At 67.3% G+C, this 25,017-nt stretch carries 27 protein-coding genes; 14 read left to right on the top strand and 13 right to left on the bottom strand.

What is annotated here, in order from left to right; all coding sequences use genetic code 11:
• Positions 1 to 106 precede the first annotated feature (106 nt).
• The 3 genes from ACSQ3O_RS17705 to ACSQ3O_RS17715 are packed head-to-tail and all read left to right on the top strand — an operon-like array spanning position 107 to position 3,774.
• Positions 107 to 586, top strand: a complete 480-nt coding sequence (locus ACSQ3O_RS17705) for a (2Fe-2S)-binding protein (RefSeq protein ID WP_137748460.1) — start codon at positions 107 to 109, stop codon at positions 584 to 586.
• A complete protein-coding gene (locus ACSQ3O_RS17710; protein ID WP_137748461.1) occupies positions 583 to 2,694 on the top strand; it encodes a xanthine dehydrogenase family protein molybdopterin-binding subunit in 2,112 nt (703 codons plus the stop codon). The genes ACSQ3O_RS17705 and ACSQ3O_RS17710 overlap by 4 nt, the downstream gene beginning before the upstream one ends.
• Positions 2,695 to 2,736: 42 nt before the next feature.
• Positions 2,737 to 3,774, top strand: coding sequence for a helix-turn-helix transcriptional regulator (locus tag ACSQ3O_RS17715; RefSeq protein ID WP_436139892.1), 1,038 nt, complete (start codon positions 2,737 to 2,739; stop codon positions 3,772 to 3,774).
• A 55-nt stretch (positions 3,775 to 3,829) separates the two neighbouring features.
• Here ACSQ3O_RS17715 and ACSQ3O_RS17720 read toward each other — a convergent pair whose 3' ends face one another.
• Positions 3,830 to 4,360, bottom strand: coding sequence for an RrF2 family transcriptional regulator (locus tag ACSQ3O_RS17720; protein ID WP_436139893.1), 531 nt, complete (start codon positions 4,358 to 4,360; stop codon positions 3,830 to 3,832).
• Between the two features lie 92 nt (positions 4,361 to 4,452).
• Between ACSQ3O_RS17720 and ytfE the strand changes: the two genes are divergently transcribed.
• Complete coding sequence (gene ytfE, locus ACSQ3O_RS17725) at positions 4,453 to 5,223, top strand: iron-sulfur cluster repair protein YtfE (RefSeq protein ID WP_436139894.1); 771 nt, start codon at positions 4,453 to 4,455, stop codon at positions 5,221 to 5,223.
• The gene (locus ACSQ3O_RS17730) at positions 5,220 to 5,669 is read left to right on the top strand and encodes a group III truncated hemoglobin (RefSeq protein ID WP_436139895.1); all 450 of its coding nucleotides are present in this window, start codon (positions 5,220 to 5,222) and stop codon (positions 5,667 to 5,669) included. Before ytfE ends, ACSQ3O_RS17730 begins: the two co-directional genes overlap by 4 nt.
• A 37-nt stretch (positions 5,670 to 5,706) precedes the next feature.
• Here ACSQ3O_RS17730 and ACSQ3O_RS17735 read toward each other — a convergent pair whose 3' ends face one another.
• Complete coding sequence (locus ACSQ3O_RS17735) at positions 5,707 to 5,880, bottom strand: LiaI-LiaF-like domain-containing protein (RefSeq protein WP_171012331.1); 174 nt, start codon at positions 5,878 to 5,880, stop codon at positions 5,707 to 5,709.
• Between the two features lie 252 nt (positions 5,881 to 6,132).
• On the opposite strand from ACSQ3O_RS17735, the gene ACSQ3O_RS17740 reads away from it, so the two are divergent.
• Positions 6,133 to 6,339: a hypothetical protein gene (locus ACSQ3O_RS17740; RefSeq protein ID WP_137748464.1), complete on the top strand. Its 207-nt coding sequence runs from the start codon at positions 6,133 to 6,135 to the stop codon at positions 6,337 to 6,339.
• A gap of 85 nt (positions 6,340 to 6,424) precedes the next feature.
• Here the strand turns inward: ACSQ3O_RS17740 and ACSQ3O_RS17745 are convergent, their stop codons facing one another.
• From ACSQ3O_RS17745 to ACSQ3O_RS17755, 3 genes are read right to left on the bottom strand one after another with little or no spacing between them, the layout of a single operon-like run.
• On the bottom strand, positions 6,425 to 6,652 hold the full coding sequence (locus ACSQ3O_RS17745) for a DUF3820 family protein (protein ID WP_298454807.1): 228 nt from the start codon (positions 6,650 to 6,652) through the stop codon (positions 6,425 to 6,427).
• Positions 6,653 to 6,662: 10 nt separating this feature from the next.
• Positions 6,663 to 7,025, bottom strand: a complete 363-nt coding sequence (locus ACSQ3O_RS17750; protein ID WP_137748466.1) for a translation initiation factor Sui1 — start codon at positions 7,023 to 7,025, stop codon at positions 6,663 to 6,665.
• Entirely contained in the window at positions 7,022 to 7,483 is a 462-nt protein-coding gene (locus tag ACSQ3O_RS17755) for a DUF2721 domain-containing protein (protein ID WP_137748467.1), read from the bottom strand. The genes ACSQ3O_RS17750 and ACSQ3O_RS17755 overlap by 4 nt, the downstream gene beginning before the upstream one ends.
• A 210-nt stretch (positions 7,484 to 7,693) precedes the next feature.
• Here ACSQ3O_RS17755 and ACSQ3O_RS17760 point away from each other — a divergent pair, with 210 nt between their 5' ends.
• Complete coding sequence (locus ACSQ3O_RS17760) at positions 7,694 to 8,980, top strand: DEAD/DEAH box helicase (protein ID WP_436139896.1); 1,287 nt, start codon at positions 7,694 to 7,696, stop codon at positions 8,978 to 8,980.
• Between the two features lie 32 nt (positions 8,981 to 9,012).
• Here ACSQ3O_RS17760 and ACSQ3O_RS17765 read toward each other — a convergent pair whose 3' ends face one another.
• Positions 9,013 to 9,348 (bottom strand): DUF6172 family protein, encoded by a 336-nt coding sequence (locus ACSQ3O_RS17765; RefSeq protein WP_137748469.1) that lies wholly within the window; start codon positions 9,346 to 9,348, stop codon positions 9,013 to 9,015.
• A 91-nt stretch (positions 9,349 to 9,439) separates the two neighbouring features.
• Here ACSQ3O_RS17765 and ACSQ3O_RS17770 point away from each other — a divergent pair, with 91 nt between their 5' ends.
• Positions 9,440 to 10,702: a sensor domain-containing diguanylate cyclase gene (locus ACSQ3O_RS17770; RefSeq protein ID WP_436139897.1), complete on the top strand. Its 1,263-nt coding sequence runs from the start codon at positions 9,440 to 9,442 to the stop codon at positions 10,700 to 10,702.
• Between the two features lie 55 nt (positions 10,703 to 10,757).
• On the opposite strand, the gene ACSQ3O_RS17775 is transcribed toward ACSQ3O_RS17770, so the two are convergent.
• On the bottom strand, positions 10,758 to 10,961 hold the full coding sequence (locus ACSQ3O_RS17775) for a hypothetical protein (RefSeq protein WP_298454791.1): 204 nt from the start codon (positions 10,959 to 10,961) through the stop codon (positions 10,758 to 10,760).
• A gap of 68 nt (positions 10,962 to 11,029) precedes the next feature.
• Entirely contained in the window at positions 11,030 to 12,685 is a 1,656-nt protein-coding gene (locus tag ACSQ3O_RS17780; protein WP_436139898.1) for a methyl-accepting chemotaxis protein, read from the bottom strand.
• A 306-nt stretch (positions 12,686 to 12,991) separates the two neighbouring features.
• Between ACSQ3O_RS17780 and pstS the strand changes: the two genes are divergently transcribed.
• From pstS to ACSQ3O_RS17795, 3 genes are all read left to right on the top strand, one after another.
• Positions 12,992 to 14,062, top strand: a complete 1,071-nt coding sequence (gene pstS / locus ACSQ3O_RS17785; RefSeq protein ID WP_436139899.1) for a phosphate ABC transporter substrate-binding protein PstS — start codon at positions 12,992 to 12,994, stop codon at positions 14,060 to 14,062.
• A gap of 89 nt (positions 14,063 to 14,151) precedes the next feature.
• Complete coding sequence (locus tag ACSQ3O_RS17790) at positions 14,152 to 15,705, top strand: CYTH and CHAD domain-containing protein (RefSeq protein ID WP_436139900.1); 1,554 nt, start codon at positions 14,152 to 14,154, stop codon at positions 15,703 to 15,705.
• A 72-nt stretch (positions 15,706 to 15,777) separates the two neighbouring features.
• On the top strand, positions 15,778 to 16,455 hold the full coding sequence (locus ACSQ3O_RS17795) for a 3'-5' exonuclease (RefSeq protein ID WP_436139901.1): 678 nt from the start codon (positions 15,778 to 15,780) through the stop codon (positions 16,453 to 16,455).
• 75 nt (positions 16,456 to 16,530) lie between these two features.
• Here ACSQ3O_RS17795 and ACSQ3O_RS17800 read toward each other — a convergent pair whose 3' ends face one another.
• Positions 16,531 to 18,627, bottom strand: a complete 2,097-nt coding sequence (locus tag ACSQ3O_RS17800; protein ID WP_436139902.1) for an FAD-dependent oxidoreductase — start codon at positions 18,625 to 18,627, stop codon at positions 16,531 to 16,533.
• A gap of 55 nt (positions 18,628 to 18,682) precedes the next feature.
• Between ACSQ3O_RS17800 and ACSQ3O_RS17805 the strand changes: the two genes are divergently transcribed.
• Positions 18,683 to 19,315: a TetR/AcrR family transcriptional regulator gene (locus ACSQ3O_RS17805; RefSeq protein WP_436139903.1), complete on the top strand. Its 633-nt coding sequence runs from the start codon at positions 18,683 to 18,685 to the stop codon at positions 19,313 to 19,315.
• A 9-nt stretch (positions 19,316 to 19,324) separates the two neighbouring features.
• Here ACSQ3O_RS17805 and ACSQ3O_RS17810 read toward each other — a convergent pair whose 3' ends face one another.
• Both ACSQ3O_RS17810 and ACSQ3O_RS17815 read right to left on the bottom strand, forming a co-directional pair.
• A complete protein-coding gene (locus tag ACSQ3O_RS17810) occupies positions 19,325 to 19,546 on the bottom strand; it encodes a SlyX family protein (RefSeq protein WP_063461865.1) in 222 nt (73 codons plus the stop codon).
• Positions 19,546 to 20,736 carry a PLP-dependent aminotransferase family protein gene (locus ACSQ3O_RS17815; protein WP_436139904.1) on the bottom strand — a complete coding sequence of 397 codons (1,191 nt, stop codon included), beginning with the start codon at positions 20,734 to 20,736 and terminating at the stop codon, positions 19,546 to 19,548. The genes ACSQ3O_RS17810 and ACSQ3O_RS17815 overlap by 1 nt, the downstream gene beginning before the upstream one ends.
• Before the next feature lie 127 nt (positions 20,737 to 20,863).
• Between ACSQ3O_RS17815 and ACSQ3O_RS17820 the strand changes: the two genes are divergently transcribed.
• Complete coding sequence (locus ACSQ3O_RS17820; RefSeq protein WP_436139905.1) at positions 20,864 to 21,343, top strand: AraC family transcriptional regulator; 480 nt, start codon at positions 20,864 to 20,866, stop codon at positions 21,341 to 21,343.
• 51 nt (positions 21,344 to 21,394) lie between these two features.
• On the opposite strand, the gene ACSQ3O_RS17825 is transcribed toward ACSQ3O_RS17820, so the two are convergent.
• Positions 21,395 to 22,372: a Bug family tripartite tricarboxylate transporter substrate binding protein gene (locus ACSQ3O_RS17825; protein WP_436139906.1), complete on the bottom strand. Its 978-nt coding sequence runs from the start codon at positions 22,370 to 22,372 to the stop codon at positions 21,395 to 21,397.
• An 81-nt stretch (positions 22,373 to 22,453) separates the two neighbouring features.
• On the bottom strand, positions 22,454 to 23,926 hold the full coding sequence (locus ACSQ3O_RS17830) for an amidase (protein ID WP_436139907.1): 1,473 nt from the start codon (positions 23,924 to 23,926) through the stop codon (positions 22,454 to 22,456).
• A gap of 123 nt (positions 23,927 to 24,049) precedes the next feature.
• Here ACSQ3O_RS17830 and ACSQ3O_RS17835 point away from each other — a divergent pair, with 123 nt between their 5' ends.
• A complete protein-coding gene (locus tag ACSQ3O_RS17835; RefSeq protein ID WP_137748482.1) occupies positions 24,050 to 25,015 on the top strand; it encodes a LysR family transcriptional regulator in 966 nt (321 codons plus the stop codon).
• Positions 25,016 to 25,017 lie beyond the last annotated feature (2 nt).

The raw sequence follows: 25,017 nt of genomic DNA on the forward strand, positions 1-25,017 counted from the left end.
CACCGCGCAGCCGGCTGAAACAGCCCGGCAGCGTTTGGCGCAAATCTTCAAGACCCGCCGCGCCCGGCTTTGCACACTGGCCTCCGTTCCACCCACGGAGGCTTGTATGCACATCACCCTGAACCAACAACCCCGGCCCGTGCCCCCAGGCTGGGAGGACGAACCCCTGCTCTGGCTGCTGCGCGAGCCGCTGGGCCTGGCGGGCACCCGCTTTGGCTGCGGCATGGGCCAGTGCGGCGCCTGCACCGTGCTGGTGGACGGCGTGGCGCAGCGCGCCTGCCTGCAGACCGCGCGCGGGCTGCAGGGGCGCAGCATCACCACCATTGAGGGGCTGGCCGCAGCCGATGGCACCCTGCACCCGGTGCAACAAGCCTGGCTGGACCTGCGCGTGCCCCAATGCGGCTACTGCCAAAGCGGCCAGATCATGGGCGCCGTGGCCCTGCTGCGCGCCACGCCCCGCCCCAGCGATGCGCAGATCGATGCCGCCATGTCGGGCCACCTGTGCCGCTGCGGCACCCAGCACCGCGTGCGTGCAGCCATCCACCAGGCGGCTGGGCACCCAGCGGCTGGGGGCACCACGCCATGAAGCGCCGCCAGTTTTTTGCAGCAGCGGCGGCAGGTGCACTCACCGTCACGCTCGCAGGCTGCGGCCTGGTGCCGGTGATCCCCAAGCGCCCCACCTCCACCGCCGACGACGCGCTGGGCTGGATACGGCACGAAAATGGCCGCTTCACCCTGTGGCTGCCCAGCGCCGAAATGGGCCAGCAAATCAGCGCCGCACTGCAGGGCCTGGCCGCTGCAGAGCTGGGTGTGCCGCCCGCGCAGGTGCATCTGCAACTGCCCGGCACCCGCCACATTGCCCGCGTACGCGCCACCGTGGGCAGCGCCAGCGTGCAGGACTTTGCCCTGCCCCTGGCCCGCGCCTGCGCCACCCTGCGCGAGGCCCTGGCGCAGGGCCAGACCACGGGCACGCTGGCTGCGCGCGACATTGCACCCAGCGCGCTGCGCAGCCTGCAGCCGCGCGCGGGGGCAGCCCAAGAAGCGGCGGCAGCGCCCGGCCAGTTGCACGCCCTCGTCACCGGCCAGCCGCTGTTTGCGGGCGATACGCGCCTGCCCGGCCTGCTCTATGGCCGCGTGCTGCGCGCACCGGTGTCGGCTGAACTGGCCTCGCGCCCCCAGGCGTGGGACGAGGCGACCGCCCGCGCCGACCCGGCCTGCGTGGCCGTGGTGCAGCACCCGCGCCTGATGCAGATGGGCAGCCTGGGCCTGGGCATCGTGGCGCGCACGCCTGCCGCGCTCGACCGCATCGCCGCTTCGCTGGCCGTGCAATGGCAGGTGGAAGATGGCAGCGCGTTCGAGCAGGCCGCCATCGATAAGCGCATCGACATCGACACCCACCTGCGCCGGGGAGCGCTGCAGCACTGCCTGCGCAAAGACGACATGCCCACAGACACAGCATGGACGCTGGACCTGCGCATGGACGTGCCCCTGGCAGCCCACGCACCCATCGAGCCCCGCAGCGCCACGGCGCACTGGCTGGCCGACCCAGACAAAAAAGACATCGCCCTGAAGGTATGGGCGGGCACCCAAGACCTGTTCTACATGCGCGATGTGCTGGCTCGCCAATTCAGCCTGGATGCAGAACGCATCGAGGTGCAGGCCTGCCGCATCGGCGGCGGATTTGGGGGGCGCACGCTGTGCACGGTGGAGCTGGAAGCCGCCGTGCTCGCCCAGGCCGTGGGCGCGCCCGTCAAGGTGCAATGGAGCCGCACGCAGGAGTTTGCCCAGGGCTTCCAGCGCCCGCCCTCCAGCCACCGTGTGCGGGCGCGCGTGCAGGGTGGGCGCATCACCCACTGGTGGCATGCGCTGGCCAGCAGCCACATCCTGTTCACGCCCGCCGCCATGCCGGTGTGGATGCAAACCCTGGCCGACCTCGCAGGCGACAGCGGCGTGGCGCGCGGCGCACAAATGCCATACGACGTGCCCCAACAGCGCATCGAGTTCACCGCCCAGCGCCTGCCCGTGCACACCGGTCCATGGCGCGGCCTGGGCGCGGGGCCCAACACCCTGGTGGTGGAAAGCGCCATGGACGAATGCGCGCGCCTGGCCGGGGCCGACCCACTGGCCTGGCGCCTGCAGCACACCACCGACGAACGCCTGGCCCAGGTGCTGCGCCGCGCCGCCGCCGAAGCCCGCTGGCCCGAGCACCCCGCCAGCGACGCCACCACCTTGCGCGGGCGCGGCATCGCAGGCGGCATCTACAAGGGCGTGAGCTACGCCGCCGCCGTGGCCGACGTGGAGGTGCACCGCGCCACCGGCCAGGTGCGCGTGACAGCGCTGTGGTGCGCGCACGACTGCGGCCTGGTGCTGCAGCCCGACGGCGTACGCGCGCAGACCGAAGGCAACCTCGTGTGGTGCCTGGGCATGGTGCTGCACGAGCAACTGCCCGTGGCACGCTCGGGCGTGGCCGCTGCCAGCTTTGCCGACTACCCGCTGCCACGCATGGGCGATGTGCCACCGCTGCATGTGCACCTGATCGACAGCAATGCGCCACCTACAGGTGCGGGCGAGACCGCGATGGTGGCAGGGGCAGGCGCCGTTGCGAATGCGCTGCGCGACGCCACCGGGGTGCGCTTTGCCCGCCTGCCAGTGCGCAGCGCAGATGTGCTGCAGGCCCTGGGCGCGCGGGGCTGAGCGATCCTGCACCAGCCACAGCGCCAACGGCACAATCCGCCCATGCAAGACTTTGCCAGCGCCGCCATGGTCCGCCTGCTGGTGCGCGCCATGTCCGCGCACGGGCTGCCCCCGCCACCGCCCCCACCGGCTGCAGACGGGCTGGCCGCCAGCCATGTGCCCCTGGCCTACAAACGCAGCGTGGTCCAGGCGGTGCTGCAGCAGGGGGGCCTGGCCACCTTGCTGCAACTGGCCCAGCGGGTGGACCTGCTCGCGGGCGACCCGGTGCACCGTGCGCTGCTGGGCGCGACCGATGTGCCCGAACTGCTGGCGCGCTGGCAGCGGCTGGAGCGGTACGTGCATTCACGCCACCAGGTCAGCATCACGGCCAGCGCCCCTGGCACCGTGGCGCTGCGCCACCACGCGCGCCCCGGCGTGCCGGAAGAGCCCCACCCCATCGAAAGCCTGGCCGTGCTGGGCGTGATGCTGGGCGCCAGCCAGGCCCTGGGCGTGCACGGCTTGCAGGTGGAGATCGGCGCGCCCGCGGCCACACGCCAGCGTGTGAACCTGGAGATAGGCACACCCGCCGCCACCCCAGCCCATCTGAACGCCGCGCTGGCCCCGCTGGCCGCCCAAGGGCAGATGGGCCAGTGGACCTTGCGCTGGCACACACGTGCCGACGAACGCCCGCCCCACGCCATCACACCGCAACCCCAGCCCCCCACCCATCTGTGCGACGCCCTGCCCTGGCCGCCGCTCGCGCACCGGCTGGCGCGCCATGTGCTGCACGACCCTGCAGCGCAGCACACGGTGGACGCCCTGGCCCGCCACACGGGCCTGGCCCGTCGCAGCCTGCAGAGGGCGCTGACCGAGGGTGGCCTGAGCTGCCGCCACATCGTCACCGAGGCCCGCGCACGTTTGGCAGCACAGTGGCTGCTGGAGAGCCCGCACGGTCTGGCAGAAATCGGGTTTGCCTGCGGCTTTGCCGACCAGCCCCACTTCACACGCGAGTTTGCCCGCCACGTGGGCCTGACCCCGGCGCGCTACCGGCAGGCATTTGCGCGGGCTGGCACTCCCACGCCTGATTCGCCCTTCATTTGATTGCTATATATTTAATAGCTAAAAATCGATACCCCTTGCGCGGAGACGGCCTTTTTTACTCAATGTCCTGGACTTTGGAAGGCAACCCGGCCACGGGTGCGCGCCTGCGCGCGGCGCCGCCGTTCTGTGGCAACGCCACGGCGGGCAATAGGGCACGTGCAGCCGCCCCCCCCTCGGCGGCCGGTGCCATCAGATCAGCCAGCGTCACGCTGTCCAGCACCGCCAGATAGGCCTGCATGGCCTGCCACAGCACGCCCTTGAGGCGACAGTGGCTGCTCAGGCGGCACTGGTTGGTGCCGGGGTCAAAACATTCGACGAGGTTGAAGTCGGTCTCGGTGGCGCGCACCACGGCGCCGATATTGATGGCCGACGCAGGCACCATCAGCCGCATGCCGCCGCCCCGCCCGCGCGTGGTTTCCAGCAGCCCCTGGGCCGCCAGCTGCTGCACGATCTTCATCAGGTGGCTGCGCGAGATGCCGTAGCCCTCGGCCACCTCGGTGATGGTCACCGGCTGCTCGCGGCCTTCGGTGGCTGCGCAGTACATGAGCACGCGCAGGGTGTAGTCGGTCCATTGGGTCAGGCGCATGGGTTTTGCCGCAGGTCAATTTAAAGAGGTATGCAGGACGAATTTTATTGAATAAAATATTCACACTAAATGAATCTTTAAAAGGACCCGCCATGAACGCCCGTGTTGACCACCTGGATGCTGCTCCCGCCCACCCCGCCCCCCTCAGCGCCGACCAGCAGATCGGCCAGATCGCGGTGCAACTGCCCGGCGCCACCGCGGTGTTCCGGCGCCTGAAGCTCGACTTTTGCTGCGGTGGCCAGGTGAGCCTGGCCAAGGCGGCGGCCGACAAGGGGCTGGATGCCAACGCCGTGCTGGCCGAGCTGGCCGCCCTGCAGCGCAGCGACGCCGTGCCCGCAGCCGCATCGCCCAGCGCGCTCATCGACCACATCCTGGCGCGCTACCACGAGGTGCACCGCCAGCAGTTGCCCGAGCTGATCCGCATGGCCCGCCGCGTCGAAGCCGTGCACCGCGACAACCCCCATGTGCCCGCCGGGCTGGCCGACCACCTCGAAACCATGCACGAGGAACTGCTCTCGCACATGCTCAAGGAAGAGCAGGTGCTGTTCCCCATGCTCAAGAGCGGCGGCAACCCGTTTGTGGGCCAGCCCATCGGCATGATGCGCGCCGAACACGTGGACCATGGCGAGGCGCTGGACAAGCTCAACGCCCTGACGAACGACGCCACGCCGCCCCAAGGCGCCTGCAACACCTGGCGCGCGCTGTACGCAGGCATTGCCCAGCTGGGCGACGACCTCATCAACCACATCCACCTGGAGAACAACGTGCTGTTCCCCGCGTTCGAGGCCAGCGCAGCCCCATCGTCGCAGGGTTGCGGCCCATCAGGCTGCGCCTGCAGCGGCGGGGGCACACTGCAGGCATGACCCTGCAAACGCCTTTGTCCGACAGCCCCGGGGACCACGCGCCACCCAGCGTGGAAAGCATCACGCGGCTGGTGCATGGTTTTTACGGCGATGTGCGACAGGACCCGCTGCTGGGGCCCGTGTTTGAGAAGACCCTGCACGGCCAATGGGACGCCCACCTGCAGCGGCTGGTGGACTTCTGGAGCACGGTGGCCCTGGGCACGCGCAGCTTCAAGGGCGATGTGTTTGGCAAGCACATGGTGCTGGAGGGCATCACGCCCGCCCACTTTGCGGCCTGGGTGGGGCTGTGGCAGCAGCACACCAGCCGCCTGTTCGCCCCCGAGGTGGCGCGCGACCTGCAGGTGGCAGCGCACGGCATTGCGCGCAATCTGTTCCGGGGCTACTTTGGCAGCGACCCGGCGTTTGTGCCGCCGCGCAACGAACACACTGGGCACGGCGGGCATTGAACCAAGGCCCTGGTCGGGGCCTTCGCGCCCGGGCCTGTTACTTCTTCTTGTCGCCGGGCGTAAAGAACAGCGCCAGGCCCACTGCAATCAGCGCCACCGGCCACCACACCCGCAACAGCTCGCGCAGGCTGATGCTGATCAGCCCCAGATTGGTCAGCAGAAAAAACACGCCCAGTACGACCAGAACGATCGCTGCGATATGGCCCTTCATGTGCATTCCCTCGGGTTGGTTGTCGGTATGGGCGCGATTATGGCGGCACACCAACGGCCCTGGAGGCCCACAAGCTCAAGACCGAGAAGCGAGCAGTTGCGCACCAGCGGTGATTCCTTGTGGCCGTTCGTCGGTTTGAGCCGCCACGCGCCCACAAGAGCCCCTCACCAGCAGCGCCAATGGCACGCCCCAAGCCCATGGATCGGAGGCACAAACGTTCATACTAGGGCTCTCAAAAATCAGGAGAACCATATGAGTCAGAACGCAGACATCGTTCTTGCACGCGAACTCTACCGGGCCAGCGAACTCGCATCGAAACAGGTGATAGAAGCCCAGAGCTTGGTGAAGGATCTGTTTCCGGGCGCCGAGCACTCGCGCGCGGACATTCTCGCCATCGCACAACTCATTGCGATCAACTACGCGGGCTTGCACAACAGCACTGGCCAGCACAAGGGCTGACAGGCGAACAGAGGCGCCCCGCGGGGACAGGCCCGGCGACGGGACCGGCAGGTGGCTTGGCAGCCCCCTCCCACGCGCCCAAAGTTCAAGCGTTCGAGTCGCGCGCCCCACGCAAAGGCTTGAGCAGGTCCGACAGGCCGTTGTGATCGATCTCATGCATCAGCGCCAGCAACTGCCCCAGCTCGCCTTTGGGGAAACCCTCGCGCGCAAACCAGTTCAGATAGTTGCCGGGCAGGTCGGCCAGCAGCGTGCCCTTGTGCTTGCCATAGGGCATTTCGGTGGTGACCAGGCGCTGCAGCTTGTCGGCATCCATCACCAAGCCCTCAGCCGCCCGCGCGCTTGACCTTGTGGCCAAGCTTTTGCAGTGCGGCCATGACACGCTCTACATGGTCGCCCTGCACTTCGATGACGCCATCCTTCACCGTGCCGCCGCTGCCGCAGGCCGCCTTGAGCTGCTTGCCCAACTGGGTGAGCGCCGCTTCGTCCTGCAGCACACCCTTGACCAAGGTGACGGCCTTGCCACCCCGGCCCTTGGTTTCGCGCGACACGCGCACGATGCCGTCACCGGTGGGCAAAGGCTTGTTCTGCTTGCAGGTGCACTGCGCCACGGGCTGGCGGCAGTCAGGGCACATGCGGCCCGATTCGGTCGAATAGACCAGACCGCCGAGGTCGGCCAACGACTTCATGGGGTTTTCTCCCGGTCTTGTTCCAGCAGGTGGAAGTTGAGCAGGCGGGTGGCCAGCAACGTTTCGGTCAAAAAACACACCAGCGCCAGCAGGAACGAGGCCACCCCCGCCAGAAACCCCGCCACGGCCAGGCGGCTGGACTGGAAGTCGGTGGTTTCGCCCAAAAACAGCAGGATGATGGTGATGCCGATCAGCACCGCACAGAAGGTGAGCAGGCCAATGCAGCCATTGGCCAGCCGCCCGCGCAGGCGCAAATCGGCCAGCTCCTTGTAGGCCCGGGGCAGAAACTCGGGCTCGGCGCTGGCGCGGTCTTCCACCACACGGGCGCGGTCGATGATGCGGGCCAGCCGCCCAGCCACGGCGCCGATCATGCCGGACACAGCCGTGAGCAGGAACACAGGGGCCACCGCCAGCTGGATGCCGTGGGTGATGGCAGAGGAGTCAAGGGTGAGGGCCATGGTGCTGCGAAACAAAGGAAAAACCGGCGAGCCGCCGGTGGCCCGATTATCAGCGCGATGCCCCCGCCCGGAGGCCACGGCCGGGCGAAGCGCGCCATGGCAGCGACTCCGGCATGGGCCAGGACAGCAACTGCGGCGACAATCGCCCATCTCCCTCCCCGTTTCGCGCTGTGGTGCGCCCTCTTTCAACGCCGCTCCAGCGCTGCCCCCATGCCCTTTGCCTCCCTCGGTCTGTCCCCTGCCCTTGTCCACGCTGCAGAAAAAGCGGGTTTTGTAGCGCCCACGCCTATCCAGGCGGGCGCCATCCCCGCCATCCTGCAAGGGGCTGACCTGCTGGGGGCGGCCCAGACCGGCTCGGGAAAAACAGCGGCTTTTGCCCTGCCCTTGCTGCAACAGCTGCAGCTCAGCGCGACGCAAGGGCCTGGCGGCCCGCGCCGGGTGCGCGCCCTGGTACTGGTGCCTACGCGCGAGCTGGCTGCCCAGGTGGGCGAGGTGCTGCGCAGTCTGGCCCAGCACCTGCAGCAGCCGCTCAAGGTAGCCATTGTGTTCGGCGGTGTGTCGATCAACCCGCAAATGCTGGGCCTGCGCGGTGGGGCCGACATTGTGGTGGCCACTCCCGGCCGCCTGCTGGACCTGGTAGACCACAACGCGCTGCGCCTGTCGGCCGTGGCGCACCTGGTGCTGGACGAGGCCGACCGCCTACTGGACCTGGGCTTTACCGAAGAACTGCAGCGTGTGCTGGCGCTGCTGCCTGCGAAGCGGCAGAACCTGTTCTTCTCGGCCACCTTCCCTGCCGCCGTGCAGGCGCTGGCCGATGGCCTGCTGCGCAACCCGGTGCGCGTGGAAGTGCCCCACACGCCGGGCAACGAGCCCGCTATCGAGCAGCGCGCGATTGCCGTGGACGCCAGCCGCCGCACCCAGCTGCTGCGCCACCTGGTCAAGGAGCACAACTGGTCGCGCGTGCTGGTGTTTGTGGCTACGCAATACGCGGCCGAGCATGTGGCAGAGAAGCTCTACAAGGCGGGTATCTATGCATCGCCCTTCCACGGCGGCCTGAGCCAGGGCGCGCGCAACCAGGTGCTGCAGGAATTCAAGGACGAGCGCTGGCAAGTGGTGGTGACCACCGACCTGGCCGCACGCGGCATCGACATTGCTCAGCTGCCCGCCGTGGTCAATTACGACCTGCCGCGCTCGGCCGTGGACTATGTGCACCGCATCGGCCGCACGGGCCGCGCGGGCGAGACTGGCGTGGCCGTGAGTTTTGTGACGGCCGATGCTGAAGCGCATTTCCGGTTGATTGAAAAGCGCCAGCACCTCACCATCCCGCGCGAGCAGATTGCGGGCTTTGAGCCCACAGAAACAGCCGCCCCGGCATCGGTGACCGATCCCCAGGGCACCGGTGGCATCAAGGGCAAGCGACCGAGCAAAAAAGACAAGCTGCGTGCGGCCGCTGCCGCTGCGGGCTCTGCACCCGACGCCCACAAAAAAGGCCCCTGAACGGGGCCTAGGACGGGAGCCATCGGGCCAGTTCAGGCCTCTTCATCTCCGTCATCTGTGCCGCCATGGCCCGCCTCACCGGCAGGCCGGGGCTGGCGCTTGCCGGGTTTGGCGAGGATTTCCACATAGAACTGGGCGCCGCCTTCGGCCGCCACCTCGTTGATGAGGCCTGTCAGGGCGGAAAGATGCACCACGGCAGCATCCTCTTTGGTGCGGCCAAACTGGCAATCGAAGTCCCAGAAATCAGCGCCCTCGGGCACATCGCGGCGCCGCTCGCGCTTGATGTATTTACGGATTTCGTGCTTGACGGCATCCAGAACGCGGTCGCGGTTCTTGCCTTCAACGTGGAGTTGGAAAGTTTTTCTCATGGGCGATGGTAGCGCGTGTGACAGATATGGATTCCCAGTCGCACACCCCGGTGCCACAATGGTGCATTACTTTTGGTTACCACCGAGCCCGATGTTCCACGACCTGCGTCTGCTGCAAATGCTGCCAGCGGCTGTGCTCATCACGCAGGATGGAGCGATCCGCTTCGCCAATGCGGCCAGCATGGAGCTGCTGGAAGCGCCCAGCACTGAAAGCCTGATCGGCCGCCTCTCGGGCGATTTTGTGCACCCCATGGACCAGGTGCGCTCCAGCAACCGCATCCAGCAGGTGGCCGTGCCCGAACAGGCGGGGCGACCCAACAAATCCTCCGAGTTCCGCATCCGCACGGCGCGCGGCAACCTGCGCATGGTGCTGATCAGCAGCGTGGCGATGGAGTGGGAAGGCGCACCCGCCGTGCTCATGTGTGGCCTGGACATGACGCACCAGAGCGAAATCGAGGCCCAGCTGCGCGAGAGCGAGCAGAACTTCCGCCGCCTGTTTGACAGCCTGCAGGACGTGTACTACCGCACCAATGCCCAGAGCGTGGTGCAGCATGTGGGCCCTGGCGTGCGGCGCGTGCTGGGCTACGAGCCGCACGAGATAGAGGGCCGCACGGCCGAGTCGTACTACCCCCAGAGCACCGACCGCGATGCATTCAAGGCCGCGATCATGGAACATGGCGAGGTGTCGGACTTTCCGGGCCAGATGGTGCGGCGCGACGGCACCGTGATCGACATCTCCATCAGCAGCCACGCGCTGTACGACCACGCGGGCAACTTCGCGGGGGTGGAAGGCATTTACCGCGATGTGACGCAGCGCAAGAACCTGGAGCGCGAACTGCAGCGCCTGGCCACCACCGACATGCTCACCGGCATTGCCAACCGGCGCGCGTTTCTTGAAACGGCGGAATCCGCGTATGCCCACTCGCGCCGCAGCGGCGAGCCACTCACGCTGCTGATGCTGGACCTGGACCACTTCAAATCCATCAACGACCGATTTGGCCATCTGGAGGGCGACAGGGCCCTCGTGGCATTTGCCCAGGCCGTCAAAAGCCAGCTGCGCGCCAGCGATGCCGTGGGGCGCCTGGGCGGCGAAGAATTTGGCGTGCTGCTGCCGCTGACCACCCTGGCCGAAGGCCTGGAGGCCGCCGCCCGCATCCTGCACAGCGTGCGTGCACTGGAGCTGACCGACGACACGGGCCAGGCCTACCGCATCACCACCAGCCTGGGCGTGGGGGCCTTCCGCCAGAGCGACCGCAGCCTGCGCGACATGCTGGACCGCGCCGACCAGGCGCTGTACCTGGCCAAGCGCCGGGGGCGCGATCAGATCGCCTCGCTCGACACCGTGGGCGATTGACGCAGGCTGCCCCGCGCCTGCCAGCCCCGGGCCAGTGGGGCCTGTGCATGTACCGTCACAGGCGCATGCGCTCCTGCTGCAGGTTCCACAGGCAGGCGGCAATCCCCAGCAGCATCTCCATCACCTGCTCGGCACCCTGGTGCGACAGCTCCAGGCCGTCGATGATCATGGCCAGCTGGGCAATCGCATCCTCGGGCGCCGACGCACCCCCCGTGCGGGCCACTTCGGCAATGGCAATCAGGACATCGGTGTGATTCATGGCAACGGTGCCAGGGCGCCACAGGCCCGGCAGGGCAATGCCACAGAGGCTGTAGGCACAGCGACGGCCTAGCGCGGCGCCATGGACAGCCGCTGCTGGTGGGGTACGGCCCCTGCAGGCAGTGGCAACCCACCCTGGCGGGGGCCCTCCAGGGCATCCATGGCCGGGCCCGTGCCATCAGGCGCCAGGCGGAACTGATGGATCACCTCCAGCAGGCGCCGGACCTGGTTCCTCACGCCGGTGGAGGCGGACGAACTGTCGTCCACCAGCGCTGCGTTCTGCTGCGTGGCGGCATCGAGCTGGCGCACCGCCTCGCCAATCTGCGCAATGCCCCGGGCCTGTTCCTGGCCCGCGTCCTGGATCTCGTTGATGAGAGCAACCACCTGGTTCACATGCCGCACGGTGTTGGCCACCCGCTCACCCGCCTGGCCCACCAGGGCCGAGCCCCGCCCCACGCCCTGCACGCTGGCCGCAATCAGCCCGCGGATCTCGCGGGCCGCCGTGCTGCTGCGCTGGGACAGCCCCCGCACCTCACCCGCCACCACGGCAAAGCCCCGGCCCTGCTCGCCCGCACGGGCGGCCTCCACGGCGGCATTGAGGGCCAGCAGGTTGGTCTGGAAGGCGATGTCGTCGATCACCTTGATGATGTCGGTGATCTTCTGCGACTGCAGGTTGATCTCCTGCATGGTGGCGACCACGTCGCGCATCACGCTGCCGCCCTCGTTGGCCACCTTGCTGGCCTCTTGCGCCAGTTGCGTGGCGCGGTGGGCGTTGTCGGTGTTGTGCTGCACGGTGATGGTGAGCTGCTCCATCGAAGCAGCCGTCTCCTGCAGGTTGGAGGCCTGCACTTCCGTGCGGCGGGCCAGGTCTTCGGCGCCACCGGCCATGAGCACGGCATCCCGCGCCACGGTCTCGGTGCTGTCGCGCACCTCGGTGATCACGCGCACCAATTGCTGGTTCATCTCGCGTAGCGCGCCCAGCAGCTCGGCGGTTTCGTCGGTTCCGCGCACGACGATCTGCGCACTCAGGTCGCCGCCCGCCACGGTGCGGGCCAGCGCCACGGCCTGCTGCAGGGGGCGCGAGATGGAGCGTGTGATGACCAGGGCCATCGCCGCCCCCACCAGCAGTGCCAACGCGGTGGCGGCCAGCATCCACACATGGATGGTTTCGCTCATCGCCTTGGCCGCGCCAAACTCTTCCGCGCCCACCTCGATCTGCAGGCCCACCAGTTGCTCGACCGCCGCTTGCACCTTGGCGGCATGGGGGCGGATCTGGGTGATGTACAGCTCCGACCCATCGTCGTACTTGCCCGACACCAGCGCCTGCGCGGCGGGCAGCAGGCCTTCTTCCAGGTACTGGGTGTTGGCGTCAGCAAACGCCTGGGCCAGGGTTTGTTCTTGTGCGGCCAGCGGTTTGGCCGTGTAGCTGGCCCACAGGCTGCGGATGCGCTCAACATTCGCCGTCAGCTCGGTGTGGCTGGCCTGCAGGTTGCTGGTGCCGGGGTCCATCAGCATGTCCATCACCAGCACCCGGTTGCGCTGCGTGAGGTGGCTGATCTCGGCCAGCACACCCAAAGGCACCGTGCGGTCACCATACAGCGCAGCGCTGCGTTCGGTCAGGCGCTTGGCACCGCTGATGCCACCCGCCGCCAGCGCCGAGATCAACAGCAGCAGCACGGCAAACGCCAGGGCCAGTCGGGTGCCAATTTTGATTTTTTGAAGCATCTGAAAGTCTCGTCAATGACCCGAAGGGGGCCCCAAGGCACCGCCATCGGCGTTCGGTCTACAGGGCAAAACGGGCGTGGTTGTGCCACTCCTTGATTCAGCCGCCATTTCCGGCCACGGTATGGCCATCGGAGAAAGATACTATTTGTTTCAAATGACAAAACCATGACGCGGCGACAAGACCTTTTTTGCCGGCAACACCTTCTGGAAAGATATTATTTTTTGATAAGCTCCCCGCCTCTCAGGCTAGGCACTGCAGAGCTTCGATAAAGACAAACACATTCAAAACAAATAACAGAAAAATCCATGAAATGTATTTACACCCTCCTGGCACTCTCATGGTGCCTGTTGCTGGCGGGCCCGGCGGGCGCACAGGCCGTGACCGGTGCGGGCTCCTCCGCCGCAGCACCCATCTACCGCAGCTGGGCCAAGGCCTACACCAAGGCCACGGGCGCCAGCGTGGCCTACGACTCGGTGGGCTCCAGTGCGGGCATGAAAAAGATTCAGCAGCAGGCGGTGGGCTTTGGGGCCACCGATGTGCATCCGTCCGACAAGGACCTGATCGAGCACGGCCTGATTGCCCTGCCCGTGGCCATCACCGGCATCAGCCCCGTGGTCAACCTGCCCAAGGTCCAGAACGCCCAGCTGCGCCTGACGGGCGAAGTGCTGAGCCGCATCTTCATGGGCGAAATCACCCGCTGGAACGCCCCCGACCTCACCGCCCTGAACCCGGACACGCCACTGCCCGATCTGCCCATCAAGGTGGTGGTGCGCGCCGATGGCTCAGGCACCACCTATAACTTTGCGGATTACCTGGCCAAGATCAGCCCGGCATGGAAGGCGTCGTTTGGCGTGAAAACCAGCATCAAGTGGCCAGATGGCCATCTGGCCTTCAAGGGCAGCGAGGGCGTGGCCAAGGGCGTACGCGACACCGTGGGTGCCATTGGCTACGTGGATTTTGGCTATGTGGCCGAATATGGTCTGACCTCGGTGCAGATGAAAAATGCAGACGGTGTTTTCGTCAAACCCTCGATCGATACCTTCAAGGCCGCACTGGCCAACAGCGAATGGGCCGCCACCGGGGCCTTCAACAACACGCTGACGCAGAAACCCGGCAAGTCCGTGTGGCCCATCACCATGGGCACATTTGTGGTGTTCCCCAAGGTTACCCAGCAACCCGAGCAAACCAGTCAGGCACTCAAATTTATTATCTGGTCGTTTGTGAATGGTGACACCCTGGTCAATGAAAACAATTTTGTGCGCCTGCCCGACCGGGTGCAGGCTGCGGCTTTCAAGGTGATTACCTCCGTCCGCGATCAAAAAGGCACGCCCTTGGGGCTGAGTTTGATTTCTTCTTCTGCGCCTTTTCACCAATAAATCAACCCATTATCAAATTGCTGATGGTTATTTTGAAAATCCTATTTTCATTGCCCAAACATAATCCAGCCTGAGCACCGCAGCCATCCATGGAAATCGAGTTCAAGTTCTGCATTCCTCCCGAGCGGCTGGCCGCCGTGCAGGCGGCCGTGCGCCGGGGCCGGTGGACACCGGTCCGCATGGAGGCGCGCTATTTCGACACGCCCGATGCGGCCCTGTCGTCCCGGGGCATTGCCTTGCGGCTGCGCCGCGAGGGCACGCAGTGGGTGCAGACCGTCAAAGCCCTGGGCCAGGGCCCGCTGGATCGGGAAGAACACAACGTGGTTCTGGGCGACACCCCACCGAGCCTCGCGCCCCGCCCCGAGCTGCATGCGGGCTCAATCGCCGGTGCGCGGCTGGTGGCGGCGCTGCAAGCGGCCCAGGGCCCTTTGGCAGAAACCTATGGCACCGAGATGGACCGCGTGACGCGGGACATCGCTTTCAAAGGGGGTGTGGTGGAACTGGCGCTGGACACCGGGCGGGTGGTGGCCCACCGGGGCACCCCACAGCAAAAAGAAGCCCGCATCTGCGAGCTGGAGCTGGAACTCACCTCCGGGCCCTTGGCGGGGCTCGCCGCCCTGGCGACCCGCTGGGCCACGCGGCATGGGCTGTATCTGAGCACGGTGTCCAAGGCCGAACGTGGCGAGCGGCTGCTGGCAGCGCAATGGACCCGGCCTGCCACCAAGGCCAAGGCCATGGTCGCCCATGCTGCGGGCCCCGCGTTTTGGCAGGGCCCAGCCCTGCAGCGGGCCGTGGTGGCCCATTGCCTGCAACAGGTGCTGGGCAACAGCAGCGAGATCGCAGAAGGCACGGGCACCGAAGAGCATGTGCACCAGCTGCGCATTGGCCTTCGCCGCCTGCGCACGGCCCTGCGCGAGCTGGCGCCGCTGGCCCCGGGCCGCTTCGACCCCGCATGGGAGAAGCCCCTGGTGGACGTGTTCCGGCGTCTGGGCGCGCTGCGCGACCGGAGCCAGGTGCTGCAGTCCATCCATGCCCGCTTGCGGGCCGCCGGTGCGCCGCCCCTGGCCGAACCCGACACGGCCACGGCCGACGCCGCGAGCACGTGCACTGGTGCAGCCGACATCGTGCGCACCGCCGCATTCCAGACCGCCCTGATCGGCCTCATGGCCTTCACGGCCCAAGGGCATGCGCCCGTTGCCGAAGCGCCAGACGCGGGCGAAGCGGAAGCCCTGGGCCCCCAAGACACCCGCCGCCTGCTGCAAAAGCGCCTGCGGCGACTGCACACACAGGTGCGCCAGGGCGCGCAGGGGTTTGCGGCACTGACGGTACAGAAGCAACACCGCCTGCGCAAACGCCTCAAGCGCCTGCGCTACCTCGCTGAATTTGTGGCGCCCACGCTGGATGCCGACAGCGCCGCGTTTGTGGACAGCCTGCAGCCCGCACTGTCGGCCCTGGGCCAGCTCAACGACGAGCGCGTGGTCCAGGGGCTGTATGGCGACCTGGCAACCACCTCCAATGCACCAGGAGCCTGGTTTGGCCTGGGCTGGCTGGCGGCGCACCAGGCCCCGGCGGTGGCAGCCTGCGAACAGGCCCTGTTGCACCTGGCCGACGCCCCCCGCCTGCGCAAAAGCGGCGGGCGCTGAGCAGTGGCGCGCTGCCGCACAGCGGCACAGCGACAGGGCAGTGCGCAGACAGGGGCACGGCACAATGCCCGCATGACCACCCCTCCCCCCGCCCGGCGCTACCACCCCACAACGCGCCCATCCCACCACCCCACGCCTGACAAAGACCAGATCGCCCTGCTGGAACCCTTTGAACGCCTGGGCACAGACCGCATTGCACTCGTCTCCACCCCCACGCAGGCCGACAAGGCCTGCCACGCCCTGGCCGCTGCCAGCGCTTGGGGGTTTGACACCGAATCCAAGCCCACCTTCGTGCAGGGCGAGCAGTCGGACGGACCCCACATCGTGCAGTTGGCCACGCTCGACCATGCCTGGGTTTTTCAGCTGCACGACCCCGGCTGCCGCGCGCGTGTGGCCGAGCTGCTGGCGCTGCGCGGCGTGACCAAGGCGGGTTTTGGACTGGGTGACGACACCAAACGCATACAGGCCAAGCTGGGAGTGCAGCCCAGCGATGTGCTGGAGCTGAACACCGTGTTCCGCCAACGCGGCTACCGCAAGGACATGGGTGTGAAAGGGGCAGTGGCCGTGCTGTTCAACCGGCGTTTCATCAAGTCCAAGAAAGCCGCCACCTCCAACTGGGCGAACGAGAAACTCACCGAGGCCCAGCTGGTCTACGCCGCCAACGACGCGTGGGCAGCACTGCGGGTGTTCCACGCGCTGCAGGCCCCTGTGGGGCACTCAGTGGCCTCAAGAAACACCCGATTGCTATAAATTTAATAGCTTAAAAGGCTTACCTATTGCGCGCAGGGGGCATGTTTTAACTACAAGAATGCCCCACCAAGTGCCCTACAGGCGCGCTGCCAGCCGCGCCGCCTGGTCGATGGCGCGTTTGGCGTCCAGCTCACCCGCCTCCAGCGCACCGCCGATGAGGTGGGGCTTGCGGCCCTGGGCCTCCAGGTCCTGCGCCAGGCTGCGCAAAGGCACCTGGCCCGCGCACAGCACCACGGTGTCGCACGGGATCCAGGTCGGGTCTTCGCGCTTCTCGCCGTACGACACCAGCAGCCCTTCATCGGCAATGCGCTCGTAGTTCACACCACCCACCATCTCCACCGCTTTCATCTTCAGCACTGTGCGGTGGATCCAGCCCGTGGTCTTGCCCAGGCCGCCGCCCAGCTTGCCCTTCTTGCGCTGCAGCAGAGTCACCTGCCGTGCAGGGGGCGTCACGCGCGGGCCGCTGGCGGCCAGGCCACCGCGCGCCTCGGCCGGGTCGGTGATGCCCCACTCGGCCTTCCAGGCAGGCAGATCGAGCGTGGTGGAGGGGTGGTCGCCGTGCGTGAGGAACTCGGCCACGTCAAAGCCAATGCCGCCCGCCCCGACGATGGCCACGCGCTCGCCCACCGGCTTGCCGTGGCGCAACACGTCGATATAGCTCAGCACCTTGGGGTGGTCCTGGCCGGGGATCTGCGGATCGCGCGGCAGCACGCCCGTGGCAATCACCACCTCGTCATAGCCCGCCAGATCGGCGGCTGCGACCTTGCGGTTCAGTTGCAGCAACACGCCCGTGTCTTCCACGCGCGTGCCCAGGTAGCGCAGCATTTCGTGGAACTCTTCCTTGCCCGGAATCACCTTGGCCATGTTGAGCTGGCCGCCGATGGCGGGCGCGGCGTCGAACAGATGCACCTCGTGCCCGCGCTCGGCGGCCACGGTGGCGGCCGTCAGGCCTGCGGGCCCCGCGCCGACCACGGCCACACGCTTGCGTGACGACACCGGGCGGTACACGAGCTCGGTCTCGTGGCAGGCGCGCGGGTTGACCAGGCAGCTGCTGGTCTTGTTCTGGAACACATGGTCCAGGCAAGCCTGGTTGCAGGCGATGCAGGTGTTGATGCGGTCGGCCCGGCCTTGCGCAGCCTTCTTCACAAACGCCGCATCGGCCAGCAGCGGCCGCGCCATGGACACCATGTCGGCACAGCCATCGGCCAGCACCTGCTCGGCCACCTCGGGCGTGTTGATGCGGTTGGAGGTGACCAGCGGCGTGGCAATGCCTGCCGCCGCAAACTCGGCCTTCATCTTCTGCGTGACCCAGGCAAACGCTGCGCGCGGCACGCTGGTGGCAATGGTGGGCACGCGCGCCTCGTGCCAGCCGATGCCGGTGTTCACGATGTTGGCGCCGCCCGTGGCCACGGCCTTGCCCAAGGTCACGATTTCGTCCCACGCGCTGCCGCCGGGCACCAGGTCGATCATCGACAGGCGGTAGATGATGATGAAGTCCGGCCCCACGGCCTCGCGCATGCGGGCCAGGATCTCCACCGGCAGGCGCATGCGCTGGCTGTAGTCGCCCCCCCAGGCATCGCGCCGCAGGTTGGTGGCCTGCGACAGAAACTGGTTGATGAAATAACCCTCGGAGCCCATCACCTCCACCCCGTCATACCCGGCCTCGCGCGCTTTCACGGCGCAATTGACGAACGCCCGGATCTGGCGCTCCACCCCGCGCGCCGACAGCGCAAACGGCGTGAACGGCGAGATGGGCGACTGCAGGCGCGAGGGCGCCACGGCCAGTGGGTGGTAGGCGTAGCGCCCGGTGTGCAGGATCTGCAGTGCAATCTTGCCGCCCGCTTGATGCACGGCCTCGGTCACCACCCGGTGGCGTTTGGCCGCGCCCGAGGTGGACAGGGTGCCCGCAAACGGCTTGGCCCAGCCCGCGATGTTGGGAGCAAAACCGCCCGTCACGATCAAGCCCACGTCACCTTCAGCCCGTTCACGGAAGTACGCCGCCATGCGCGAGAGGTCGCGCCCGTCTTCCAGCCCTGTGTGCATGGAGCCCATGAGCACGCGGTTCTTGAGGGTGGTGAATCCCAGGTCGAGGGGGGCAAGCAGGTGCGGGTACAAGGCGGCGCCGGGCACGGAGGCAGCGCCTGCAGAGGTGGCAATGGGGGAAGAAAACATGGGAGGATCGTGGACTAGAAGTATTTTCTAGAACTTTATTCTAGAATCCCGTTCCATGGCAAGCCGCAATTCCCCGCCCCCCACCGCATCCCCTGCCGAGGCAACCACCGACCGCCGCCAGGACATCCTGAACGCTGCCCTGGCCTGCGCGGCCGAAGGCGGTGTGGATGCGGTCACCATCGACGGCGTGCGTGCGCGCTGCGGTGCCAGCGTGGGCAGCATCTATCACCACTTTGGCAACCGTGACGGCATCGTGGCAGCGCTGTTCTTCGAGATCTTTCATGACCAGTCGCGCAGCGTGCAGGCGCAGCTGGATGCCGCCCAGGGCGTGGAGGCGGGCGTACAGGCCCTGGTCACGGGCTATCTGGACTGGGTGGTGGCGCAGCCCGAGCGGGCGCGTTTTCTGTTTCAGGCACGGGGCGCCGTGGCCGCCGGCCCGCGCACGCCCGACCTGGCCGAGGCCGCGCGGCGCCGCAACCAGGCCCTGGTGGCATGGTTTGAGCCCCACCGCCGGTCCGGCGCGCTGCGCGACCTGCCTTGCGAGCTGATGCCGTCGCTGGTGATGGGGCCGGTGCAGAGCTACTGCAGGGCCTGGCTGTCAGGCAATGCGGCCCAGGGCGGTTTGCCCTCGCCCACTACCTACCGCGCAGAACTGGCAGATGCGGCGTGGCGGTCTGTAAAAGCCTAGTTCGAGAAATCAGTAATGTGGCGGCAGCTCGTCGCGCAGGTTGCGCGGCGCCGCGCCGCCGCCTTCGGGCACCTGCCGGCGCAGCTGGATGACCTCCTGCGCGAGCCGGTCGATCAGCTCCTGCTGGCGGTAGATGGTCATGTTCAGCTGGTCCAGCAGGTCTTCGGTAAAGCTGGCCTTGATCTCCAGGCTTTCCAGCCGCTCAATGATCTGCTGCTGGGCGTCGTCCATCACACCGCCTGCCCAAGGCGGGCCACGCCTTCGCGGATCTTGTCCACATCGGCCGTGGCAAACGACAGGCGGAAGGTGGCGTGGTCGGGGTTGGCGCAGAAGAACGGCGTACCGGGCACAAAGGCCACGCCCTTCTCGATCGCGCGCTTGGCCAGCACGTTGCCGTCGGCCACCTTGCCGCCCGCACCGGTCAGGCGCGCCCACACAAACAGGCCGCCCTGGGGTTGCACGAACTCGATGGCATCGCCCAGCTCCTTGCGCAGTGCGTCGCCCATGGCCTGGGCACGCTCGGCGTACACCTTGCGCACGTTGGCCAGCGTGGCGGGCATGCGGCCGGCCTTGAGGTACTGCGCGGCCGTGGCCTGGGCGAAGGTGCTGGTGTGCGCATCGCTGAACTGCTTGCACATGGTGGCCTTGCCCAACAGTTCAGCCGGGGCAATCATCCAGCCCACGCGCAGGCCGGGCGACAGCACCTTGCTCAGGCTGCCGCAGTGCACCAGCAGCTCGCGGCTGCCGGGCACCGTGGCCGACAGGTTGAGCAGGCTGGGGGGCGGTGCATCACCAAAGTACAGGTCGCCGTAGGGGTCGTCCTCAACGATCAGCGTGTTGTGCTTGACGGCCATCTCCAGCACGGCCTTGCGGCGTTCCAGGCTCAGCATGGCGCCGCTGGGGTTGCCGAAGGTGGGGATCAGGTAGACGAACTTGGGCTTGTGTTCGGCGATGAGCTTTTCCAGCTCGTCGGTCTTCACGCCGTTGCCATCGATGGGCGCGCTGATGAGTTCGGCGCCGTACAGGCGGAAGCACTGGATGGTGGCGAGGAAGGTGGGGCCTTCCACAATCACTTTGTCGCCGGGGCTAATAAGTGTCTTGCCCAGCAGGTCCAGCGCCTGCTGGCTGCCGGTGGTCACGATGAGGTTGTCGGCCGCCACATCCTTGGCGCCCTTGCTCGTCATGAAGGCCGCCAGTTGCTCGCGCAGCGGGTTGTAGCCCTCGGTGGCACCGTACTGCAGCGCGGCGCCGGGTTCTTCGGCCAGGGCGGCGTTGCTGGCGGCGCGGATGCCTTCCACATCGAACATCGCGCTGTCGGGGAAGCCGCCTGCAAAGCTGATGATGCCGGGCTTGCCCAGCAGCTTGAAAAGCTCGCGAATGGCGGAGGTTTCTACGTTGTTCAGGCGGTCGGCAAATTGCATGGCGTGGACAGAAGTGGTTGGCAACAAACCGTGCATTGTCGCCAATTGCCGCGCAGGATTCATGCGGTGTCCGTCCGAGATGGCTCTAAACTGGGTTTTCCCTCCACCGCCATAGCCCCCGCCCGCCATGACCCTGACCATCCGCACCCTGCCCCGCATGCGCCTTGCCACCATGCGCCACACCGGCGCTTACGGCCACCCGGGCCTGACCGAGCTGTGGGAACGCTTTGGCAGCTGGTGTGCCGCCAATCGGCTAAATGACCCGCGCCCCAAGTTCTACGGCTTCAGCCACGACGAACCGGCCTGCACGCCGCCCGAGCAGTGCCGCTATGACGCAGCGGTGCAGATTGGCGTGGGCCTGCGCACCGGGCCCGATGTGCAGGTGATGGACTACGAAGGCGGCGATTACGCCTGCATGCACTTTGTGGGCACCGGGCCCGAGATCGCCGCCGCCTGGGCACAAATGGGCGCGCCGGGCCAGATCCCCGACGGCTGGGAATGGGAGCCCCGCGCCGCGCTGGAGATCTACGACGAGGACTTTGCGGTGGACCCAGCCACAGGGCGCTTTCCATGCTGGCTCTGTATTCCGGTCAAACGGACGCGCTGAATCCCAAAGGGTTGCGCTGACGGGCCGGGTAGCCCTTTTCAGCGCCAACCGTCAATCCACCCGGATATCCGCCCTTGCCGCCACGGCGCGCATCAGCGGCAGCTCGCGTTCAATGCGCGCGCGCAGCGCGTCCCCATTGCCACCCAGGGGTGTGAGGCCGATGTCCACCATCTTCTTCTTGAACTCTGGCGAAGCCATGGTCTCAGCCAGGGCCTTTTCCAGCTTTTTCTGCACCGGTGCGGGCAGGCCCGCCGGGCCTACGAAGGCAAACCACGATCCCATGTCAAAGCCGGGGTAGCCGCTTTCGGCCACCGTGGGCACGTTGGGCAGCAGGGCCAGGCGCTGCGGGCTGAGCGCTGCAATCGCCTTGATCTTGCCGGACTTGATGAGCGGGGTGGACGCCACCACGGTGTCCACCGCCAGTTGCACCTGCCCGCCCATCAGCGCCGTGAGGCTGGGCGAGCTGCCGTTGAAAGGCACGTGCATCATCGGAAACCCTGCGGTGGTCTTGAGCATCTCGGCGCCAAAGTGCACCGACGAGCCTGTGCCATAGGAGCCATACGAAAACTTGTCCGGCGCGGCCTTGGCTTGGGCCACGATGTCCTTGAGTGACTGGCCCGGGGTGTCGTTGTGGGCCACCAGCAGCAACCCCATGTCGGCCACCAGGGCCAGGGGCGTGAAGCTCTTGACGGGGTCGTAGGGCAGGTTGGTGCGGATGGCCGGGTTCATCGTGAGCGTGGTGTTCGACCCGAGCAGCAGCGTGTAGCCGTCAGCAGGTGACTTGGCCACCATCGATGCCGCTACCACGGTGCCCGCGCCGGGCCGGTTCTCGACCACCATAGGCTGCCCCAGGCGCTCTCCCAGCGCTGTGGCCAGCAGCCGCCCCAGGATGTCGGTGGCTCCGCCTGGGGCAAAGGGCACGACCAGTTTGATGGGCCGGTCGGGATAGCTCTGCGCCTGCACCAGACCGGGCACAGCCAGCACCAGGGCACTGAGGAAAAGACTCGATACGAAGCGGGAACGCAGCATGGTGAAGATCTCCAGAAAGCACGTTGACAAAAGCGGGGGCATTGACGGTGTAGGGCGGAATGTCGGGCAGCCAGGCCCAGGTCACTCCAGCAAGGGGCTGCGCTGGCGCGCGTACCCGCTGGCCTGGTCGTAGGCGTGGCCTATCTGCAGCACCGCGGCGTCGGACTGCGCCGGGCCGATGATCTGCAGACCTGCAGGCAGGCCGCTGGGGCCGAAGCCTGCGGGGGCTGCCAGCGCGGGCAGCCCAGCCATGGTGGCGGGCACCACGGCCTCCATCCAGCGGTGGTAGGTGTCCATGGTGCGGCCGCCGACTTCGTGGGGCCAGTCCATAGCGGCATCGAACGGGAAGACCTGCGCAGCGGGCAGCACCAGAAAATCGAACTGCTCGAACAGGCCGCGCAGCACCTGGTACCACGCGCTGCGCACACGGGCTGCGTCGTACACCTGCAAGGCAGTCAGGCGCATGCCGCGCTCGATCTCCCACCGCGCCTCGGGCTTGAGCAGCGCATGCGTGGCCGGGTTGCGATACAAGGCCGCATTGGCACCTGCCACGCTGAAGCTGCGCAGGTCGATCCATGCGTTCCACAGCTGCTTCAGGTCGAACGCGGGCACGACGGACTCCACCGTGCAGCCCACGGTGCGAAAGTGCTCCAACGCGTGCTCGCAGGTGGCCAGCACACCGGGCTCGGTGGGCAAATGGCCGCCCAGGTCACCCAGCCAGCCGATTCGGGCGCCGCGCCAGTCGCGCTCCAGCGGCTGGCCCAGCAGGGCCACGTCTTCGTGCCGGCGCGTGAGCGGCAGGCGCGCATCAAAACCCGCCTGCACCGACAGCAGCAGCGCCAGGTCCGGGATGTTGCGGGCCATGGGCCCGGCCACGCTGAACTGCTGGAAGAACACTTCCTCTGTCGGCCCATGTGGCACCAGGCCGAACGAGGTGCGCAGCCCATACACATTGTTGAAGGCCGCTGGCGTGCGCAGCGATCCCATCATGTCCGAGCCATCCGCCACGGGGAGCATGTGCAGCGCCACCGCCACCGCCGCCCCGCCGCTGCTGCCCCCCGCCGACACAGCCGGGTTGTAGGCATTGCGCGTGGTGCCGTACACCGGGTTGTAGGTGTGACCGCCCAGCCCGAACTCGGGCGAGTTGCTGCGGCCGATGAAGAGTGCACCGCCTGCGCGCATGCGCTCGAACACTACCGCATCCGTGGCCGACACCTGCCCGGCAAAGATGGGCGAGCCGCGCGTGGTGACCATGCCCGCGGCGGGCATGATGTCCTTCGGCGCCTGCGGAAATCCGTGCAGGGGCCCCAGGCTCTCGCCGCATGCCAGTTGCGCATCACGCTCCGCCGCCTGGGCGTGCAGGGCGTCGCGGTCCACCATCGCCACCAGTGCGTTCACCACCGGGTTGAGCCGGTCCACCTGGGCCAGATAGGCGTCCAGCACCTCGGTGCAGGAGACCTCCCGCGCGTGGATGGCGCGCGACAGGCTGGTGGCCGTAAGGTCCACGATGTGGCTGGGGGTGTCGCCCGAGTTGGTACTGCTTGCAGAAGGCATGGGGGCTGGGGCTGGTGAATGTGTCATTTGCAAGTCAGCATAAGCAGCCCGCTGCGTTTCGACAACCAACGATTTCTGGGGTTATCTTTGCGTTTTTTGCAATCCACACCCCGAAAGGCTCCCATGCTTTCCAGCCGCTTGCAGGACACCGCGCTGCGCTACTTTCTGGAGGTGGTGCGCAGCGGCTCGGTCAGCGAAGCCGCCACGCGCCTCAATGTGTCGCCCTCGGCCGTCAGCCGCCAAGTCGCCGCCCTCGAAGACCTGCTGGGCGTGCCGCTGTTTGACCGGCGCCCGCGCGGCATGGCGCCCAGCGCTGCAGGCGAGCTGCTCGCCGCCCATGCACGGCGCGGCGCGCTGGAGGCCGACCGCGTGGTCTCCGACATCCAGGCGCTGCAGGGCCTGCGCACGGGGCTGGTGCGCATCTGCAGTTCCGCCGGGTTTGCCATCGAATTTTTGCCACGTGTGATGGCGCAGTTCCGCCTGCAGTACCCCGGCATCCAGTTCCACCTGCGCGTGGCCAGCCCGGCGGCCGTGACTGTGGCGGTGCTCAACGGCGATGCGGACATTGGCCTGACCTACAGCCGCTCGGCCGAGAGGGACATCGTGGTGCAGCACCGCCAGGCCGCACCCGTCATTGCCATCATGCGACCCGACCACGCGCTGGCACGCGCCCACTCCGTCACGCTGGCGCAGATGCACGCCTACCCCATCGCCCTGCCCGAGCGCGATAACACCGTGCGCCAGCTGTTCGACATTGGCTGCAGCCAGCGCGGCTTGGTCTTCGAGCCCGCGCTGGTGTGCAACCACTTCGAGACGCTGATGCACTTTGTGCTGCATGGCGGCGGAATCTCCATCTCGGGCGAGGTGACGGTGCGCGACCGGGTGCAGCGCGGCGAGCTGCACGCCGCCCAAATCCGAGAGCCCGGCATGAGCGCCCGCGCCGCCGAGCTGCAGACCCTGAGCGGCCGCACCCTGCCCGCTGCGGTGCGCATGTTCCTGGAGTTTCTGCAGGCACAGCTGCGGGACAATGCGGCACCGGCCACGCCCGCCAAAAAAAGCAAGCCCCCCGCCCCACCCCGCCAACGATGATG

Source organism: Acidovorax sp. LjRoot74 (genome assembly GCF_964254355.1).
In the GTDB taxonomy this organism is placed as follows: Bacteria; Pseudomonadota; Gammaproteobacteria; order Burkholderiales; family Burkholderiaceae_C; genus Acidovorax.

Excerpts from the sequence above, each read along its gene's own strand:
- ACSQ3O_RS17705 (WP_137748460.1), top strand. The coding sequence starts at position 107 with ATGCACATCACCCTGAACCAACAACCCCGGCCCGTGCCCCCAGGCTGG.
- ACSQ3O_RS17710 (WP_137748461.1), top strand. The coding sequence starts at position 583 with ATGAAGCGCCGCCAGTTTTTTGCAGCAGCGGCGGCAGGTGCACTCACC.
- ACSQ3O_RS17715 (WP_436139892.1), top strand. The coding sequence starts at position 2,737 with ATGCAAGACTTTGCCAGCGCCGCCATGGTCCGCCTGCTGGTGCGCGCC.
- ACSQ3O_RS17720 (WP_436139893.1), bottom strand. The coding sequence starts at position 4,360 with ATGCGCCTGACCCAATGGACCGACTACACCCTGCGCGTGCTCATGTAC.
- ytfE (WP_436139894.1), top strand. The coding sequence starts at position 4,453 with ATGAACGCCCGTGTTGACCACCTGGATGCTGCTCCCGCCCACCCCGCC.
- ACSQ3O_RS17730 (WP_436139895.1), top strand. The coding sequence starts at position 5,220 with ATGACCCTGCAAACGCCTTTGTCCGACAGCCCCGGGGACCACGCGCCA.
- ACSQ3O_RS17735 (WP_171012331.1), bottom strand. The coding sequence starts at position 5,880 with ATGAAGGGCCATATCGCAGCGATCGTTCTGGTCGTACTGGGCGTGTTT.
- ACSQ3O_RS17740 (WP_137748464.1), top strand. The coding sequence starts at position 6,133 with ATGAGTCAGAACGCAGACATCGTTCTTGCACGCGAACTCTACCGGGCC.
- ACSQ3O_RS17745 (WP_298454807.1), bottom strand. The coding sequence starts at position 6,652 with ATGGATGCCGACAAGCTGCAGCGCCTGGTCACCACCGAAATGCCCTAT.
- ACSQ3O_RS17750 (WP_137748466.1), bottom strand. The coding sequence starts at position 7,025 with ATGAAGTCGTTGGCCGACCTCGGCGGTCTGGTCTATTCGACCGAATCG.
- ACSQ3O_RS17755 (WP_137748467.1), bottom strand. The coding sequence starts at position 7,483 with ATGGCCCTCACCCTTGACTCCTCTGCCATCACCCACGGCATCCAGCTG.
- ACSQ3O_RS17760 (WP_436139896.1), top strand. The coding sequence starts at position 7,694 with ATGCCCTTTGCCTCCCTCGGTCTGTCCCCTGCCCTTGTCCACGCTGCA.
- ACSQ3O_RS17765 (WP_137748469.1), bottom strand. The coding sequence starts at position 9,348 with ATGAGAAAAACTTTCCAACTCCACGTTGAAGGCAAGAACCGCGACCGC.
- ACSQ3O_RS17770 (WP_436139897.1), top strand. The coding sequence starts at position 9,440 with ATGTTCCACGACCTGCGTCTGCTGCAAATGCTGCCAGCGGCTGTGCTC.
- ACSQ3O_RS17775 (WP_298454791.1), bottom strand. The coding sequence starts at position 10,961 with ATGAATCACACCGATGTCCTGATTGCCATTGCCGAAGTGGCCCGCACG.
- ACSQ3O_RS17780 (WP_436139898.1), bottom strand. The coding sequence starts at position 12,685 with ATGCTTCAAAAAATCAAAATTGGCACCCGACTGGCCCTGGCGTTTGCC.
- pstS (WP_436139899.1), top strand. The coding sequence starts at position 12,992 with ATGAAATGTATTTACACCCTCCTGGCACTCTCATGGTGCCTGTTGCTG.
- ACSQ3O_RS17790 (WP_436139900.1), top strand. The coding sequence starts at position 14,152 with ATGGAAATCGAGTTCAAGTTCTGCATTCCTCCCGAGCGGCTGGCCGCC.
- ACSQ3O_RS17795 (WP_436139901.1), top strand. The coding sequence starts at position 15,778 with ATGACCACCCCTCCCCCCGCCCGGCGCTACCACCCCACAACGCGCCCA.
- ACSQ3O_RS17800 (WP_436139902.1), bottom strand. The coding sequence starts at position 18,627 with ATGTTTTCTTCCCCCATTGCCACCTCTGCAGGCGCTGCCTCCGTGCCC.
- ACSQ3O_RS17805 (WP_436139903.1), top strand. The coding sequence starts at position 18,683 with ATGGCAAGCCGCAATTCCCCGCCCCCCACCGCATCCCCTGCCGAGGCA.
- ACSQ3O_RS17810 (WP_063461865.1), bottom strand. The coding sequence starts at position 19,546 with ATGGACGACGCCCAGCAGCAGATCATTGAGCGGCTGGAAAGCCTGGAG.
- ACSQ3O_RS17815 (WP_436139904.1), bottom strand. The coding sequence starts at position 20,736 with ATGCAATTTGCCGACCGCCTGAACAACGTAGAAACCTCCGCCATTCGC.
- ACSQ3O_RS17820 (WP_436139905.1), top strand. The coding sequence starts at position 20,864 with ATGACCCTGACCATCCGCACCCTGCCCCGCATGCGCCTTGCCACCATG.
- ACSQ3O_RS17825 (WP_436139906.1), bottom strand. The coding sequence starts at position 22,372 with ATGCTGCGTTCCCGCTTCGTATCGAGTCTTTTCCTCAGTGCCCTGGTG.
- ACSQ3O_RS17830 (WP_436139907.1), bottom strand. The coding sequence starts at position 23,926 with ATGCCTTCTGCAAGCAGTACCAACTCGGGCGACACCCCCAGCCACATC.
- ACSQ3O_RS17835 (WP_137748482.1), top strand. The coding sequence starts at position 24,050 with ATGCTTTCCAGCCGCTTGCAGGACACCGCGCTGCGCTACTTTCTGGAG.